A 16,896-nucleotide genomic window follows, 5' to 3' on the forward strand; every position below is an offset into this window, starting at 1 on the left:
GGCAGAAGGAAAAATTGAAGGCTATCCCTAACTGGCAAGAACGGTTCAGGGAGAATGTTTATCACCTCTACTCATCTCTACCCAAAAGTGAGCAGAAGTGAGTAGATACGATCAGAAATTAGGTTACAGTTGCTAGCCCTAACTCAGTGTGGATAGCTAATAATCCTTAGATTAGCTTAGCTTCTGGTGACTAACCAGTGTGGATTTCCCGGTATTCTGTTCCGGAAGACAAGAGAGATGAGGGAGGACACAGATCGAGATCTGAGTAAACTCAACACTCCACACTCAACACTTTCTTTTCCTCATCTCCCTAGTCATCAATCAAGACCTAAATGACTGTTCCATCGGGAATTACGGCATTTTTGAGGACAACGACAATGCCACTGCGGATCAAAAAGCCTTGTTTTTCACGTTCAGCTTCCTCGACGTGATCTTTGTTCACAACTTGCACATCGCGACCAATGCGAGCATTTTTGTCAATGATGGCACGGCGAATTGTGGTTCCTGCACCAATCCCTAAGGGTACACGTCCGGTTTCTACATCGGATTGACGTTCGGCAAAGGGTTCATAGAAGTCACATCCCATAATCAGAGTGTCTTCAATCACACAACCGGCTTCAATGCGAGAGCGAACTCCCAATACCGAGTGATGGATACGACAATCTTTAAGAATACAACCTTCTCCAATAATCGATTGCGTCACATGACTATCCAAAAGTTTAGTCGGAGGCAAATAACGGGCGCGAGTATAAATTGGTGCCTCTTTGTCGTAGAAACTAAAGGGTGGTTGGGGTTGGCGAGTTAACGCTAAATTGGCATCATAGAACGCTTCAATGGTACCAATGTCTTCCCAGTAGTCGTTGAACAAGTAGGCTTGAACGTTATGATCTCCTGATGCCCCTGGGATTATTTCTTTACCGAAATCGGTTTGTTCGGGGTTGGCTTGCAACAACTTAATCAACGCCTCTTTACTAAAGACGTAAATTCCCATCGAGGCAATATAGGGTTTTTCCTTTGCCTCATCGGGTTTCAACCCTAAAACCGTTGTATCCACCTGCATTTGCTTCAGCGCATCCCCTTTTGGCTTTTCACTGAAATCAATTACCCTGCCGGTGTGATCAATTTTCATCAAACCAAAACTGGTTGCCAGTTTTTCACCGATAGGCACCACAGAAAGGGTGATATCAGCTTTCGTTTCACGGTGGTGTTCCACGAAATGGCGATAATCCATCCGATAGAGATGGTCACCGGACAGAATGATATATTCATCAACATCCCACTCCTCTAGGAGCCACAAATATTGACGAACCGCGTCTGCTGTGCCCTGAAACCAGCTCGGATTTTCAGCCGTTTGCTGGGCAGCTAGAACTTCAACAAATCCGTCGGTAAAGCCAGCAAAGTTATAGGCACGGGCAATGTGCCGATTTAAGGACGCTGAGTTAAATTGGGTAAGAACGTAAATTTGATAGATCTCGGAGTTGATGCAGTTACTGACCGGAATATCAATCAGACGGTATTTACCCGCCAAGGGAACAGCCGGTTTAGCCCGCAACTTGGTTAATGGATAAAGGCGGGTGCCCGCGCCACCTCCGAGAATGATACCTAATACTCTTTTCACGAAACACCTCTGGAATGCCGATAGACTCTCAAGTCTTAGTGTCCGCTTGTGTGGAACTCTTTTCAAGAGGGTAAGGGAGAAAGTTGACTCTCTCTAAAGAAAGAAAAACTCAAAAAAAGGCGGGAATAGAGGCACGAAGAGAGACTTCTACCCCAACTAGAGTAATGATTTGAGCCAGGTGTCCCCCTAAACGCTGGGGTTGAACTGGTGAGTTCTACGCCGTTATTATAAATTTCCATTACATTAGGATAAAGAATGGCAAAGGAAGTGAGAGATGTCAGCACAACTGTTACTGGTCGATGACGAACCAGGGATTCGGGAATCAGTCCCCGCCTATTTAGAAGAGGTGGGTGGTTTTACCGTCGATGTTGCCAGTAATGCCAATGATGCATGGGAAATGTTGCAACGAAAAACTCCTGACCTTGTAGTCACTGATATTATGATGCCTCAAGTCGATGGGTATCAGTTTCTTCAGAAACTGCGAGAAGACCCTCGTTTCAAATCACTACCGGTGGTCTTTCTCACAGCTAGAGGCATGACCACAGACCGGATTCAAGGCTATCAGGCAGGTTGTGATGCTTACCTATCTAAACCATTTGATACAGATGAATTAGTTGCCATTGTCGAGAATTTGCTGGAACGTCGTGCTGCTACTGCTAAGGAAACGGCGGGTACGGCGGATTTAGGGAATATCGAAAAAGAGCTAACTGCGATTCGAGAAATGTTGGCTCAAAGGGGTAATATTTCCCAAACTCCCCCACCCATCCGCATTGACTTTACCCCGCGAGAGCAAAGTGTTCTGGATTTGGTTGCCCAAGGGCTGATGAATAAAGAAATTGCCCGCCGCCTGGAAACCAGTGTCCGCAATGTGGAGAAATATGTCAGTCGCTTGTTTAGCAAAACTGGAACCAATAGCCGCACCGAATTAGTCCGTTATGCTCTTGAACATGGCTTGACCCAGTAAAACCTGTTCCCTAAGAGGACTTGACGGCAAATGTTTCTGACCACCTCTGCGCCAGCAGGGGGAGCATAAGTGGTTTTAGCAGTAAGGCGTGGAACTATGGTGAGCAGAGCAGTCTACCGGACAAAACCTAACCAAACCCCAAGGACAACAGCTCTCCACTGGGGCTAAATGCCTGACCAATCACCTTGACCTGAGATAACGTCTCAATCCACACTTTCGCCCCACAACGCTTTGGGTGATCAGGACGATACACCACCCGACAAGACCCTGTAATTTCCACACCATGAGCGTAAATATTACTCGACCCGCGCTTTACTGTAATCACCGGAGCGCGATCGCCATTCTTGTGATTTTGGCGAATCTGTCTTTGATTGACATGGATAATCGTCATGCCACGAGGACTATCTTCCCCTCGCTCCCTATCTTCGTCCTCATCCTCGCTCATCACCTTCTTTTCCCAGCGAGCTCGCGGACCACGCTTACCCGAACTCACGATCGGCTTGCCGTCAAATAGAGGAATTATCCAAACTCCACTCACTTTGCCAGCCCCTTTTATCCGACCACGTTCTAATAACCACCGCACCCGCTGACCCGATACACCCAGGATCTGTGCTGCTTCTTTTGTTCCTACCAACATGTGTAAAAAACTATTGCGAATCGATAATAAAGAGATATTTAACCATAAACCGCACCAAAAAGCAAAATAGTAGTGCTAATCTAGGTGAATGTCACGGACTTAGAAGTCTGTAGTAAGCGATGCCATTAAGGTTAGGACATACTGAACGGCTGAAATGGCGAACTATTAATAGTAAACCTTCTGCCCTAGAGCATCCTGCCTTGGAGCCTTCTGCTATAAGCGATGTCAGTGTTTATGGCGAAGACAGCGCAACGACAAACCTAGCTTAAGTCTGTGACATTCCTTTTACAATTTCTCTACGTCCCTAGAAACAGATGGCAACCTTAGTTGTAACCACCGATACAGTTTTCAAAACTCAACCGATTCAATCTTCAGAACTCCCCGACTCCGAGAAGCACCCTGTATCCCAGGGAGAATTCGGACTCAAAAGTTATCAGGAGGAAAAGGGTCATTTAAAAATTACCCTCGTCAATCCCTTGCGCGATCGCACAGAATGGTATGTGTTTACAGGACACGCTGAAGTCCTTAACACCTCCACCTTAGTGGTCACCCAAGATACCATCTTCAAGACTAAACCCCTACAAGCCAAAGACCTACCCGACTCCGAGAAACTCCCCGTTTCCCAACGAGAACTTGCGGTCAAAATCTTCCAGGAAAGAGGTGTTCATCTGCTGGTGACGTTAATTAATCCAATTGAAAATGATTCTAACCGCCTGGACTGGTATGTGTACGAAGGTCACATCGATTTACTCAAAATCGCCACCTACTCCCCGCCAATGGACGAACCCGAACCCGTGAATCGGGGGATTTTGTTCCGATTACCAGGACGCGGACAAGTTGGAACAGACGACTCGATTATACCTAATGGTAATTTTACCTGGGGTGAAGCAACCAAAAATGGGACTCGTATACCCGTTAATGAATTGATTGTGAATAACATCATCGCCATGACGCGACGCATGGAAGAGGTGAGAGAACGGTTGGGAAATCGATCCACGATTATTACCAGTTGGTACCGCCCCCCCCATGTGAATCGGGCGGTTGGTGGTGCTAGTCGTTCCACTCACTTACAAGGACATGGGGTTGACTTCGTGGTCAGTGGACTAACACCGCGAGACGTGCAGCGACAACTTGATGCCTGGTGGCCCGGTGGATTGGGATATGGTCGGACTTTTACCCATCTGGATAACCGAGGGTATCGGGCGAGGTGGAATTACAATTAGTAGAGACGTGCCATGGCACGTCTCTACACAGTGGGAGGTTGAAATAAACTCGATTAAGTTAAATCACCCTCAAACCCTTACCAAGGACATAAGACAAACCCTTAAATAAATTGCCAAAGTTTAATCGTTTTATCTTGAGCCGCACTCGCCAAGGTTGAACTATCTGGACTAATTGCCACAGACATTACACCAGCGAAATGATCAGATAAGGTCTGGATCAGTTTTCCACGACCTGGATGCCAAAGTCTAACCGTTCCATCAGCACTACCACTGATCAATAAGCGACCTTTAGCGCTGATTGCAACAGAATGAACCGCATCTGTATGTCCAGCCAGCGTCAATAAAATATCACCTGTCCTCAAGTTCCAGACTTGAATCGTCGCATCCGCACTACCACTGATTAAAAGTTGACCACTAGGACTAAAGACGAGTGAATTGACGGCATCGGTATGCCCATGTAGGGTTAGTTGAATTTCACCTGTGGCTAAATTCCACAATTTAATCGTGCGATCTGCACTACCACTTGCCAGAATCTGTCCATCTGGACTAATGACAATCGTATGAATCATGCTGGAATGACCATCAAGAGTTTTCTGTATATCTTGTTTGTTTAAATTCCAAATATTAATTGTTTTATCAGCACTGCCACTGGCGAGAAGCTGTCCATCTGGACTAAACGCAACTGACTTAATCCAACCTGAATGTTGCTTCAGGGTATGCTTTAATGTTTGGGTCGTTAATTCCCAAAGTTTAATCGTGTGATCCCAACTCCCACTGACTAAAAACTGTCCATCTGGACTAAAAGCAATGGTATCAATTAAACTAGAATGCCCAGAAAATGTATAACTGGGTATACCACTATCCAGATGCCAGAGTTTAACGCTACGATCCGCACCCCCACTAGCCAGAATCTGCCCGTCTGGATGAAAGGCGATCGCATGAATCGAACTCGAATGACCCCGCAACGTTCGTACACATTGCCACGTCGGTGTTAGCGTGTTTGGTTTAACCGATGGATTTGGGGAAGCGACTGACAATGATTGGGCTAACGTCTGGGTTAGATGCAAATCCTGGAGAATCTGGGCGGCTGACTGATAGCGCAGTTTTACCGCCCCCTCCAGCATTTTATTCAAGGTTTGCTGGAGGCGATCGCTAATCGGTTCAACTAGGTAGTCTTGCCACACCCACATTCCTTCTAAACTGTTAAATAAGTCAAAGGGATGAATGCTGGTTAGTAAATGAATACACGTCACCCCTAAACTATACAAATCACTACTTGTTACCGCTTTGCCCATCAGTTGTTCTGGGGCGGCATAAGCCGCAGAACCAATAACCGTTCCGGTTCGGGCTAATGCTGTTTTCGTGGTCAATTTTGCGGCACTAAAATCAACGAGAATCAGTTTATCGGCTTCTGTCTCGATTCCTGTACTGGGACAACAGATAATATTGGCTGGATTAATATCTCGGTGAATAACCTGATGAGAATGAATATACTGTAATACAGGCAACAGTTGTGCCAAGATATGGCGAATCTGGGTTTCCTTAAATGCCCCTGCTTTCGCTAATTGTTGGGCTAAACTCTCTCCCTCCACTAAGCGTTGCACGATCGCACCCGTCGTTCCCCTTTGCGGATTAGGTTCAAAATAAGCCACCAGTTGGGGAATCTGGGGATGTTCGCCTAGAGTTTGTAATCGGGCGGCTTCTTGACGAAAGGATGCCGCTGCTTTCTCAATATTGGTTGTCCCTTGATTGGTAGGTGAAAACTGCTTAATAATACAAGTGGATAATCCCGACTCAGATTCGTCAATTGCCCGAAAGGTACGACCAATACCCCCCTGACTAATCAACTCCATCGCCCGGTAGCGATCGCCTAAAAGTAATCTTGAGCCACAAGTGGAGCAAAATCTGGCATGATCAGGGTTGTCGGGTTTGGGGCAAGTTAGGTTAAGGCAGTAACTCATTCGCGAATTTTTAGAGTCAAGAGTTGATCCTATTGTGACTTGTATCCAGCTAGTGCCGCTTCCCCAGCTTCCCTCACTTCCCCTGCTCCCTTAAGTCACGCATTGAAATTGGGTATAGGTAGTGAGCAAGATGCTCACACTACGACAAGGATTTCGCAATTATTGACATTAAGCTTTAAGTAGGTTACAGGAAATAAACCAGGAGGAAAAAGTAGTGCGAGCGTCTCGCTCGCTATTTTGTATGGGTTTTTTCTCCCCTAGCTCGCTCCCCTAACTCCCCTAGCTCGCCCAGCTTCTCCAGCTCCCTCAGCTCCCCAATCCCTTGCATCATGCTTCCTGTATCCGGCTAATAGACGGCTGGCGTATCATCAAATCCTCAGTCGTTGACACAAAACCATGTCTGCTGTACCAGTCGCGTAAATTTTCTATGCCAAAAGGACTACCCTTGTCCAATTCTAGAGTAATCGGTTTATCATTGAACATTTGGCAAAGCATCTTCAGGATTTTAGACCCATACCCTTTGCCACGATTACCAGGCATGACGTTTAAGAAATGAATAAAATAGGAGGTTTCATCCTCACAGACAGATACCACTCCGACTAAGTCATCTGCCTGAGTAAACTCATACCTCATTTCCCCTTGAGATCCAAAAGTTCTGGGAAAGACTCGTACCGATAGATTCACGGTTAACTCATCCTCTCGTCCATTCAACTTATACATCAACCTATTATCAAAGTCCGGTTAGTGCGTCGGCAGATGTAACCCCAGTTAACATTTGTCATTTGTTTGCTCCCTCTACACCTAGAATATCGGTCAATAAACCGGGTTTGTTGGGGTGAAAGGTTGATATTGCGTTGTCATCCTGACGAGAAACCCGGTTTTTAGGAATACTTGACCGACGCTCTAGAAGGGCAGGTTTAGTCATGTTATCGGACATCGACGGAACGTTAGCGGTAAAACCCGCCCCTACCGCCCCTCTGCCAAACGTGCCATGGCAACGTCTGTGCTTCCTCAGCTTCAGTAGACACCAATGGGACGTGGTAAGCGGCGCGATCGCGTCTGGGTTAAACATAGAGTACAGATAATTAAACTACAGCTTCTGAAGAAAAATCTATCTTATTAGAGATACCTCTTTGTCAATTATCGTTTCCTCTGATAGAGGTAAACCGGACTCAAGTTAAAAATAATAAAAATGTAACAAACTCTCATGGGAGAGAACGCCAATGCGATATAAAAATCTTACAGCTATAGGAATCCTAACCGCCATGTTCGGCTTAGCGAACCCTGTCTCGGCTCAATCACCAGTCACGACCAAAGCCGACGAGGTTACTCTCTCTGGTGAATCCCTCTTGATTAATGGTCATAAGTTTTTCCGAAAGTAGGGGCGGGTAATGGGCTTTCATTTTGCTAGTGATGATCAAGTTTATTCAAAACCCGTCCTGACAGAGTGGCTCTTGTCACCAACCACCGATACACCTACCTCAAAACAATCATTTGATTGGTTTCGGCAGATTGGCAAGCGGCGTCTCCAACCTGAAGCGCATATAAACTGGCTGCACTCGACACATACAAAGACTTTCCATCCACCAGATGATCCAATACCATTTGCGTATCTTGAACAAATAAACCGCGACGCCCTGCTACAGTGATGGGTTTTTCTTCCTCTCCCCGAATTAATTTACCTTGATCACCCTCAAACACCAGCGTACCTTGATCGCCGTGGACTTCAAACGTCCGCAATCTCTGAGTGAATACTTCCCCCTTGCCATAGGTGACGTGGGCAATTAAATCCTTGGCAAACTGTAATTGAGCCGTACAGAGACAGGCACGATAATAGCCACCATTTTGCCAAAACTGAGCATTACAGCTAACGGTTGCGACGTTACCAAATAAATTGGTAAATCGATGGATGTGGGGTAATGCGGCTTTAAAGGGAAAGCCAAATAAGTCCCGATGGTATGTCCAGCGCTGCGGTGCTGGCTGTTTCGGCACAATTGTGACATATCGGGCATAAACAGGAGTGCCAATCTCTGGTAGCGATTGCTGTAAGGCTTGATGTAAGCCGCCTAATAGCTCAATATGTTCCACATGTAGAAGTTTGCCTTGAGCTTGGGCAAGGGCAATTAGGGATTCGGCTTCTTTTGGATCAAGGGAAATCGGATATTCGACAACAACATGCTTCCCTGCGGTTAAAGCCTCCCTAACGATCGCACCATGATCACGATTAATCGTACAAACAAAGACTAAATCCACGTCAGGATGTGCCACCACCTGTTGCCAAGACTCGACGGCACTGGTTTGGTGACGTTGTACAAAGTCTTGCACGGTTTCCGGGGTATGCCCACTGACAACCACTAGCTGCGATCGCGCATCCGCCTGTAAGGTTTGCGCCCGTTGGTTGGCGGCATATCCAGTCCCAACAATACCAGCCCGAATAGGCAGTTTATCCATCATTTTTGATTAGTCCTCTCGTAAAAATCCCCCTATTCTAGAGTAACTAACTAGGTGAACACAGACAAACTCACCAAAGGACGGAAGGGGGATCTGATACGGGAGAATGAGAGGTCAGAATTTTATCCACCTAACTTACAAAGAGAGTGGGTAAAATCACAGCGACTTAAAGTCTTCTTTCAGCACGTTTTGCTTCATGGTAAAAAGCAATTGCGTCCTGGTTATTTTACCTTATTTTGCTTTCTGGAAGACTCTTTCTTCAACAAAGCACCAAATCCGAGAGCTAGACCTGAACCGAGGATAGTCAAGGGTTCAGGAACAGGTTTGGTGCCTACTTTGATTTGATACGCCAAGTTAGAGCGATTCGGTCGATTTCCTGTCCAATCGAAGCTGATTGTACCCGTCAGTGTAAACGGTGCTGAGATATCTTCAATCAACACATAGTCTACATCGTCACTATCGTTATCACTTGGAGCGGAAAAGGTATTCAAACTATCAATATTCAGCCGTAAATTGCTGTTGGCTGTTTCTTTGGTACGAATATATATCGTATCAATTGGTTCGGTAAACGCTGTGCTGTTTAGTAGTGTTCCACCAACGTTATAGTTGACTGTTGAGCCAGTGTACTCCAATGTGAAATCATAGACTGTACCATTCCCCCAGACAAACTGAGCGGATTGCACAGGAGTCCCAGCTTTATCATTAATCCCCAACTCACGTTCAGCCTGGTTTGGGCTGTTATTACCAATTCGCCCTTCAGCCACGAAGAGTTCGGTAAATTCCCCACTATTGATTAACCCATCGAACTGATCATCGGTAAAGTCGGGTAGTCTCGTGACTGTAGCCGCACTGGCAACACCCGAAACGATAGACATACCCACAGTGGCTAAACCAACGCCTAAAGCGACTCCAGCTGCTCTAAAGGAAAATTTTGAGTAGATGCTATTCATAGTTGCACCCTGTATATGTGCTTACCTACCAGTATAATTCTCTCTTGAGAGAATTTATGTGAAGTGTTGATAAAGTAAGATCCAAATCCTAGCGCAAAATCCATAGTTATGTTAAGGCAACAAAAATTGTCAATATTTTTTTTAAGTAGGGCAGCTTTTCCATACGAACCAATCAGGAAAAATTTGAGGATTGTCTATAGTTATTCTCAATTAGCTAGACGGATGCTAGCTGAATATCCCAAAATCAACCCAATCGGGGCTTTTGGGCAAAAAAGCATTAGGAGAGTTGATATCTAAATAGGTGCTTGCGGTTTAACTTATAGCAGTTCGCTCTCGCGTAGTTACAGTACAAATGTTCTAAGACTCACCTGATCAAGCATCCATTTCTGAATTTGTAAATATACCAGCGCGAAGCGCTATAACTCTAATGGCACTGAAAATTTGCATCTTTGGCTCGCCGAAACTTTTGATATAGCGTAGGGTGGGCATTGCCCACCAACCTTAAGTCAATACCATTCAACTCAACTCCCCTCACCAAACCGATATCCCTTCCCGTATACCGTGTGAATCAATGGGGCTTCACCAGGAGCCTCTATTTTGCGGCGTAACAAGCGCACTAAAGCCGCTAAGACATTACTACTGGGTTGTTCTTCATCCTGCCACAATTGCTGATAAATTTCCCCATGAGTCAACAGTTGACCTGAATGACGCATAAAATAATCCAAAAGCTGAGTTTCTTTTTCCGAGAGTTCAATTAATCGTCCATTACGATAGGCGAGCTGATTTTCCACATCCAGTTCTAAAGAAGCGACGCGCAACCGAACAGGCGCATTGGTTTCCGTCGCCGTTGAACGCCGCAACAGGGCGCGAACCCTAGCCAGCAACTCTCGCAGTTCAAAGGGTTTGACAAGATAATCATCAGCCCCTGCATCCAATCCCATAACTCGATCATCCAGGGTGTCTTTAGCCGTAAGGAAGAGAACCGGCGTCGTTTTCCCTTGCGATCGCAACTGTTGGCAAAGCTCTAACCCAGACTGATGCGGTAACATCCAATCTAAAATCAGCAAGTCATAGTCGCTTTGCATCGCTAACTGGTGTCCCGACTGTCCCTCATCAGCCACATCAACCTCATATCCCTCCCGTTTGAGGACTCGGCTTAAAGGATCGGTGAGTTCAACTTCATCATCAACCAACAGAATACGCATTATTTGTCATTTGTCATTTGTCATTTGTCATTCGTCATTCGTCATTTGTCATTTGTCATTTGTCATTTGTCATTTGTCATTCGTCATTTGTCATTTGTCATTCGTCATTCGTCATTCGTCATTCGTCATTCGTCATTCGTCATTCGTTGATTGGGAAATCTCTCCCTCATCTTCCCCAGCTTCCCCAGCTTCCCCAGCTTCCCCCGCTCCCCCCGCTTCCCCAGCTCCCCCTGCACCTCTGCTCTCCCAACCGAAAACTTTTGCCGCCACACGCTATATCATGGTGAATATTGCTGCGCTTAACGATGCCCATGTCTGTATCCCGGCTCAATGTAACCGAAGGCTGGCTAGAAGCCAATCAGCAGTATTTGATGGGAGAGATTGCGCGAGTGCGTCAAGCCTTGGAACGCAAGAGTGATCAAATCACTACAGGTATCTCTCTTACCTTAACCAATGGCTTCTATCCCAATGGAAATGGTTCACACCATCAATCCGACACGTCTCTTTCACCGCCTCCCTTGTTAGATCAACTTTGCCAAATGTTTGGGCTTTCATCGTTTGAGCGAGATTTGCTGTTATTATGTGCGGGGATGGAATTTGACGCCTCTTGGGGATTGCTCTGCGGCATCGCTCAAAGTAATGATGAATTCAAGTATCCCACATTTGCTCTAGCGTTGAATATATTGCCCCACGGACATTGGGGAGCGCTGACGCCAGATGCACCGTTGCGCCACTGGCGGTTAATTGACGTGGGTGAAGGATTTACGTTAACCAGTAGTTCGCTACGGATTGATGAGCGGATTTTGCATTACCTGCGCGGCGTTCAATATATTGATGAGCGCTTGGCGAGTATGGAAGAACCGATGCCTTTACCGGGTATTTTGGTATCCTCTCATCAGCAAAGTGTTCAACAAATTGCTACAACCTGGTTACAGGTGGGTGAGGGTACATTTCCGGTAGTGCAGCTCTGTGGAGAAGATGTCACCAGTAAGCGTGCGATCGCGCGAGCCGTATGCGATCATTTAGGGATTAATCTCCATGCCCTTTCCGCCGAATCTCTACCCACGAATACCAGTCAACTGAATATCGTTAAGACTCTCTATGAACGGGAATGGGCATTAAGTAGTACGGTACTCTTACTCAACTGCGATCATCTCGAAACCAATGATCCAGCCAGAGAAAGCGCGATCGCTCGTTTCATCGAAAGCCTAAACACACCCCTGATTGTAACGAGTCGCGATCGACGCCGCCAACGCCAGCGTCCCATTATCACCATAGATGTCCATCATCCTACCAGTGATGAGCAGCGTTTAATTTGGCAAAACGCTTTAGCCTATAAAGCGGCACAACTTGAGCCGGCAATCAACCTATTAGTCTCCACATTTAACCTTAGCGCCCCCAACATTCATACCGCTTGCTTAACCATCAAAGGAATGGATCTTGAGACGCCAGAAGAAGATGAACAACCGATAGACGAAGAAACTAACAACCCATCCGCCCTCCCACCCTTTACCACTAAATTGTGGGACGTTTGCTGTATTCAAGCCCGTCCCCGCATGGAAGAATTAGCCCAACGAATTGACACATCCGCCACTTGGGACGATTTAATTTTGCCAGACAGAGAACGCACTGTCTTGTCAGAAATTGTCACCCATGTGCGCCACCGGATGAAGGTGTATGAAAGTTGGGGATTTGCCGGAAAAAGCCGTCGTGGTTTGGGAATTAGCGCTCTATTTGCTGGTGCCAGTGGAACCGGGAAAACCATGGCAGCCGAGGTGATCGGCAAAGAGTTACGATTAGATGTCTATCGGATAGATCTCAGTTCTGTTATCAGTAAATATATTGGTGAAACTGAGAAGAACTTACGCCGGGTTTTTGATGCCGCAGAAGGAGGAGGATCAATCCTTTTATTTGATGAAGCCGACGCCTTATTTGGTAAACGTTCTGAGGTGAAAGACTCCCATGATCGCCATGCCAATATTGAGGTCAGTTATCTGTTGCAGCGGATGGAATCATATCGAGGATTGGCAATTTTAACCAGCAATATTAAAAGTGCCTTAGACCAAGCCTTTATGCGCCGGATTCGCTTTATTGTTCAATTTCCCTTCCCTGACGCGGAGCAACGCCAAGAAATTTGGAAACGCATATTTCCTAAACAGACACCAACTGAGAAGCTGGATTATCGGAAATTGGCAAAACTGAATGTAGCAGGGGGTAATATTCGGAGTATTGCCATGAATGCGGCGTTTATCGCGGCAGATGCTGGGGAACCCGTACAAATGAAACATATTTTGCAAGCCACTAAGAGTGAATATATCAAACTAGAGCGACCCTTAACTGATGTGGAAATTAGGGGATGGGTTAAATAAGAGGTTTAGGGATTGTAACAATTCATGTAGAGACGTGCCATGGCATATCTGCCAATTGATTTTGTGTAGGGGCGGGTTTAGCCGTTTCATTTTGGTATCTACCGATAACCTTTCAACAAAACCCGCCCTTTTTCGTCTTGGAGCCATAATTAGCTAAAGTTCCGTAACAATTTGACCAATCGCGAATTGCATAAAGGACTTGTGAAGGATAATATTAGGTATCCAATAAGTTGAGTTGGGAAGACTGGTCATGGGTAGCCGACGGCGTCTTAACAAAAAAACATCCTGGGAATCGACTTCTTTACCAGTGCGGAATCCTTTACAACCGCGCCCATTTGGGCAAGGTATCCAGGCGAGACGAGCAGAGTTACCAACAACCAATGTGTTGCAAACTCGCCCCTTCGGGACTCCCAAGCAAGCATCTACGCCTAAACAAGAGATGCCAGAGCTCCAAGCTAAACTCAAACAGGCAGAGAGCTTTGGCTATAATGCCGCTAATATTCCCACCGTACCTTCGAGTAACGCTACACCGATTCAGGCAAAGCTGACGATTGGAGAACCGAATGATAAGTATGAGCAGGAAGCGGATCAAGTAGCGTCTCAAGTCGTTAATCAAATTAATTCGCCTCAGAGTCAGCAGTCGGTTCAAGGTAAGACTGTTCAACGTCAAGAGATGCCGGAAGAGGAAGAAGAACTTCAAGCTAAACCTCTAGCTGAATCCATCCAACGTCAGGAGATGCCAGAAGAGGAAGAAGAACTTCAAGCTAAACCTCTAGCTGAGTCCATTCAACGTCAGGAGATGCCAGAAGAGGAAGAGGAACTTCAAATGAAGCCCTTACTGCAGCGCCAGTCAAGTGGGGGTGGAATGGCGGCGACTCCAGAACTGGAAGAGTCTATCCAACGGGCAAAAGGTAGCGGACAGCCTCTTTCAGAAAACATTCGGCAACCCATGGAACAGGCATTTGGAGCGGACTTCAGTGGTGTAAAAGTACACACTGATACCCAATCTGACCAACTTAATCAATCAATTCAGGCAAAGGCTTTCACGACAGGAGAAAATATTTTCTTCAAACAGGGGGAATATAATCCTGGGAGCAAGGGTGGCCAGGAGTTGCTTGCTCATGAGTTGACTCATGTGGTACAGCAAACGGGTCGAGTACAAGCTAAACATACCGTTGACCAATTGGCACAAGAGTCAGGGAGTAACAATCCCGATTCTCCTCTGGTGCAAAGAGATGGAGGAGTAACGGCGGGAGTTGGCTTAGCCCTATCAGCGGCAGGTTTTGCTACATCTACTAGATCTGCTGGTAACGATGCTTTTGGAAATACTAATGTTCAGTTCCGCTACTCTCGAGAAGAAAATGGACCTGATGAGCCTATAGAAGAAACCCATACGATTGTTGAGGTGGATTCTATCAAAGGAACTGGATCTTCCTTTGCTTTTTTGGAGTTAGTCCTTAAGCATGATGGTCACAATATTATTACTGCATATACCCAACAGAGCAAGGTAAGGGGTTATGATGGGGGAATGTTTGGTAGTGAAGCCGCTGTAAACTTTACAGCAGTCGAATGTAGTCAACCTACAGATCCGGTAACAAAAGCATATATTCTTTTCCAAGGATTTAACAACCCCTCAGGTCCTGGTTTTCAACGGTTTAGGGGTAGGATATTAGTAACAGGTGACGGACAGGTAGAGTGTCAGGAATGCGAGCTAACAGAAGGTAGTGGTTATGCACGTACAAGTCCCTGGTGTGAAGTCGGCTGGGATTAATCAGACAGAATCCAGAAGCGATTCTTAGTTAGTAGAGCGCGGCAAAAGCAAACCGTCAGTTTAGGCGACCAGTGACCGCCTAGTTTATATTAAGCCGCAAGTCCCTTAACGTCAGATTATCCACAGGCGGTGATTCGGATAGTTAGGGGTAACAAAAGTAAAACTTTGCCTGACTTTTTCTTCGTCAAGGTTTGAGGACTATTTAGGGTTTGCTGCACAAGCCTGAAACCCTTACAAATAAAGGGTTAGAGGATGATTAAAGGTGCATCAGGTGCAAGGTTTTGAAACCCATAAGCTGGAAATCCTGGTATTTTTCGAGGATGCTTAAGCAGAATCTTCCCCCATCAGGGGGTTGAAACTGTTCCCTGTTCCCTGTTAAGCAGTTCCCTCCCCTCACCACAAAACTTATTCAGCAGACCCTATTTATAAAACTTAGTCAGCATACCGTTTTTTTTCGTCCGACTACTTAAACATCTATTGCATAATGAGAAGAAATAACTTTAGCTTGGCGATAAAACTTGACATAAACACAAAACAATGCTAAATGTCAAGTATATCTCCCGTTAAATTTGGAGGGGGGCTATGGGTATCCGACGACGAATCCGCAAAAAAAGGTCTGGGGAAGACGAGTTTATCCCAGCACCAAGTTCGTTACAGACGCGCTCCTTCGGGAAGGGTATCCAAGCAAGACTTGCTCAATTACCTGTCACTAATCTCTTGCAGACGCGCCCCTTTGGTTCCCCCAAAAAGGCATCCGCTTCATCTCAGGAAACCGCAGATATCCAGACGCAACTGAAACAGGCGGAACGTTTTGGGTATAACGCAGCAAATATTCCTGTGTTTCCACCCAAAAAATCGAAAAAGAAACCGAAAAAATTAAAAGGGAAAGAATCCGATCGCGATCAGATTGTCACCCATAACCATCCCGGTGGAACGCCTCTGAATCAGGGTGACATTGTATCCGCGATCGCAAAAGACACCAAAGAGGTAAAAGCCGTGGGTCATTATGGTAAATTTAGCCTGCGGCGTCAGCAGGATACCTGGCAAATTAGTCAAGAGCAAGTTGCGAGGGCGTATGCTCAAGGGGTTGAGCAGTGGTTGCGAGAATGTCCCAAGGAATTAACGGAACATTATCCAGGGAAAAAGGATATCCCACAAGCTGGAGCAACGTTTAAACAAGATCTGTTTATGGCAAACTATTTTGCGGGCAAAATTTTGGCAGAGCAAAGTCGAGGTGCTGTGGTTTACGAACACCCTGATGAGAAGGAACTAATCCAAAAACGGGCGAACCTGTACCGCGAGAGAATTGTTGTCCCACTTAAGCCAACCTCCCCTATCAACGCTAATCCGGTGGGTACAAGTCAGGGGACAAAGCTGCAAGCCCCTAAACTGATGAGCGATCGCATGGAATAGTCGTTTGGTTGCGATCGGGTATTATTCATCCTGTTTTAGGCGCAGTGGCGTGGTGATGAATTAAAATTACATCCAGAAACCGTAGGGGCGCATGGCGTGCGCCCATAAAATCGACCAATCTAATCCATCACTTTAGCTGTGTCAGTCCAGTAGTCTATTATGTCTCTACAATCGATCAAGGGGGAGGGCGGGTTTTGTTGGTCATTTATCGGTGAGGAGGGCGGGTTTTGTTGGTCATTTATCGGTGAGGAGGGCGGGTTTTGTTGGTCATTTATCGGTGAGGAGGTCGGGTTTTGTTGGTCATTTATCGGTGAGGAGGGCGGGTTTTAGTCCC

At 46.1% G+C, this 16,896-nt stretch carries 17 protein-coding genes; 9 read left to right on the forward strand and 8 right to left on the reverse strand.

What is annotated here, in order from left to right:
* Positions 1-328: 328 nt before the first annotated feature.
* A complete protein-coding gene (locus RIG27_RS32640; RefSeq protein WP_446351203.1) occupies positions 329-1,618 on the reverse strand; it encodes a glucose-1-phosphate adenylyltransferase in 1,290 nt (429 codons plus the stop codon).
* A gap of 274 nt (positions 1,619-1,892) precedes the next feature.
* On the opposite strand from RIG27_RS32640, the gene RIG27_RS32645 reads away from it, so the two are divergent.
* Complete coding sequence (locus RIG27_RS32645; protein ID WP_446351204.1) at positions 1,893-2,582, forward strand: response regulator transcription factor; 690 nt, start codon at positions 1,893-1,895, stop codon at positions 2,580-2,582.
* A gap of 127 nt (positions 2,583-2,709) precedes the next feature.
* On the opposite strand, the gene RIG27_RS32650 is transcribed toward RIG27_RS32645, so the two are convergent.
* Entirely contained in the window at positions 2,710-3,219 is a 510-nt protein-coding gene (locus RIG27_RS32650; RefSeq protein ID WP_446351205.1) for a helix-turn-helix domain-containing protein, read from the reverse strand.
* A 119-nt stretch (positions 3,220-3,338) separates the two neighbouring features.
* Between RIG27_RS32650 and RIG27_RS32655 the strand changes: the two genes are divergently transcribed.
* Both RIG27_RS32655 and RIG27_RS32660 read left to right on the forward strand, forming a co-directional pair.
* On the forward strand, positions 3,339-3,488 hold the full coding sequence (locus RIG27_RS32655; RefSeq protein ID WP_446351206.1) for a hypothetical protein: 150 nt from the start codon (positions 3,339-3,341) through the stop codon (positions 3,486-3,488).
* A 45-nt stretch (positions 3,489-3,533) separates the two neighbouring features.
* Positions 3,534-4,442, forward strand: a complete 909-nt coding sequence (locus RIG27_RS32660; protein WP_446351207.1) for a D-Ala-D-Ala carboxypeptidase family metallohydrolase — start codon at positions 3,534-3,536, stop codon at positions 4,440-4,442.
* 101 nt (positions 4,443-4,543) lie between these two features.
* On the opposite strand, the gene RIG27_RS32665 is transcribed toward RIG27_RS32660, so the two are convergent.
* The 3 genes from RIG27_RS32665 to RIG27_RS32675 form a co-directional block, all read right to left on the reverse strand.
* On the reverse strand, positions 4,544-6,403 hold the full coding sequence (locus tag RIG27_RS32665) for a protein kinase domain-containing protein (protein WP_446351208.1): 1,860 nt from the start codon (positions 6,401-6,403) through the stop codon (positions 4,544-4,546).
* Positions 6,404-6,730: 327 nt separating this feature from the next.
* Positions 6,731-7,123 carry a GNAT family N-acetyltransferase gene (locus RIG27_RS32670; RefSeq protein ID WP_446351209.1) on the reverse strand — a complete coding sequence of 131 codons (393 nt, stop codon included), beginning with the start codon at positions 7,121-7,123 and terminating at the stop codon, positions 6,731-6,733.
* A 58-nt stretch (positions 7,124-7,181) separates the two neighbouring features.
* Positions 7,182-7,475: a hypothetical protein gene (locus tag RIG27_RS32675; RefSeq protein WP_446351210.1), complete on the reverse strand. Its 294-nt coding sequence runs from the start codon at positions 7,473-7,475 to the stop codon at positions 7,182-7,184.
* 151 nt (positions 7,476-7,626) lie between these two features.
* Here RIG27_RS32675 and RIG27_RS32680 point away from each other — a divergent pair, with 151 nt between their 5' ends.
* Entirely contained in the window at positions 7,627-7,785 is a 159-nt protein-coding gene (locus RIG27_RS32680; protein WP_446351211.1) for a hypothetical protein, read from the forward strand.
* Between the two features lie 94 nt (positions 7,786-7,879).
* Here RIG27_RS32680 and RIG27_RS32685 read toward each other — a convergent pair whose 3' ends face one another.
* The 3 genes from RIG27_RS32685 to rppA all read right to left on the reverse strand — a co-directional run bounded on the left by RIG27_RS32685 (position 7,880) and on the right by rppA (position 11,009).
* Positions 7,880-8,857 carry a Gfo/Idh/MocA family protein gene (locus RIG27_RS32685; RefSeq protein WP_446351212.1) on the reverse strand — a complete coding sequence of 326 codons (978 nt, stop codon included), beginning with the start codon at positions 8,855-8,857 and terminating at the stop codon, positions 7,880-7,882.
* A 218-nt stretch (positions 8,858-9,075) separates the two neighbouring features.
* Entirely contained in the window at positions 9,076-9,804 is a 729-nt protein-coding gene (locus RIG27_RS32690; RefSeq protein WP_446351213.1) for a PEP-CTERM sorting domain-containing protein, read from the reverse strand.
* Between the two features lie 521 nt (positions 9,805-10,325).
* Complete coding sequence (gene rppA, locus RIG27_RS32695; protein WP_446351214.1) at positions 10,326-11,009, reverse strand: two-component system response regulator RppA; 684 nt, start codon at positions 11,007-11,009, stop codon at positions 10,326-10,328.
* A gap of 10 nt (positions 11,010-11,019) precedes the next feature.
* On the opposite strand from rppA, the gene RIG27_RS32700 reads away from it, so the two are divergent.
* From RIG27_RS32700 to RIG27_RS32720, 5 genes are all read left to right on the forward strand, one after another.
* Positions 11,020-11,427, forward strand: coding sequence for a hypothetical protein (locus RIG27_RS32700; RefSeq protein ID WP_446351215.1), 408 nt, complete (start codon positions 11,020-11,022; stop codon positions 11,425-11,427).
* A complete protein-coding gene (locus tag RIG27_RS32705) occupies positions 11,321-13,378 on the forward strand; it encodes an ATP-binding protein (protein WP_446351216.1) in 2,058 nt (685 codons plus the stop codon). The genes RIG27_RS32700 and RIG27_RS32705 overlap by 107 nt, the downstream gene beginning before the upstream one ends.
* A 250-nt stretch (positions 13,379-13,628) precedes the next feature.
* Entirely contained in the window at positions 13,629-15,149 is a 1,521-nt protein-coding gene (locus tag RIG27_RS32710) for an eCIS core domain-containing protein (protein ID WP_446351217.1), read from the forward strand.
* 582 nt (positions 15,150-15,731) lie between these two features.
* Positions 15,732-16,562 carry a hypothetical protein gene (locus RIG27_RS32715; RefSeq protein ID WP_446351218.1) on the forward strand — a complete coding sequence of 277 codons (831 nt, stop codon included), beginning with the start codon at positions 15,732-15,734 and terminating at the stop codon, positions 16,560-16,562.
* 159 nt (positions 16,563-16,721) lie between these two features.
* Complete coding sequence (locus RIG27_RS32720) at positions 16,722-16,892, forward strand: hypothetical protein (RefSeq protein WP_446351219.1); 171 nt, start codon at positions 16,722-16,724, stop codon at positions 16,890-16,892.
* Positions 16,893-16,896: the final 4 nt, after the last annotated feature.

Source organism: Coleofasciculus sp. F4-SAH-05, assembly GCF_040222985.1.
GTDB lineage: Bacteria > Cyanobacteriota > Cyanobacteriia > Cyanobacteriales > Coleofasciculaceae > Coleofasciculus > Coleofasciculus chthonoplastes.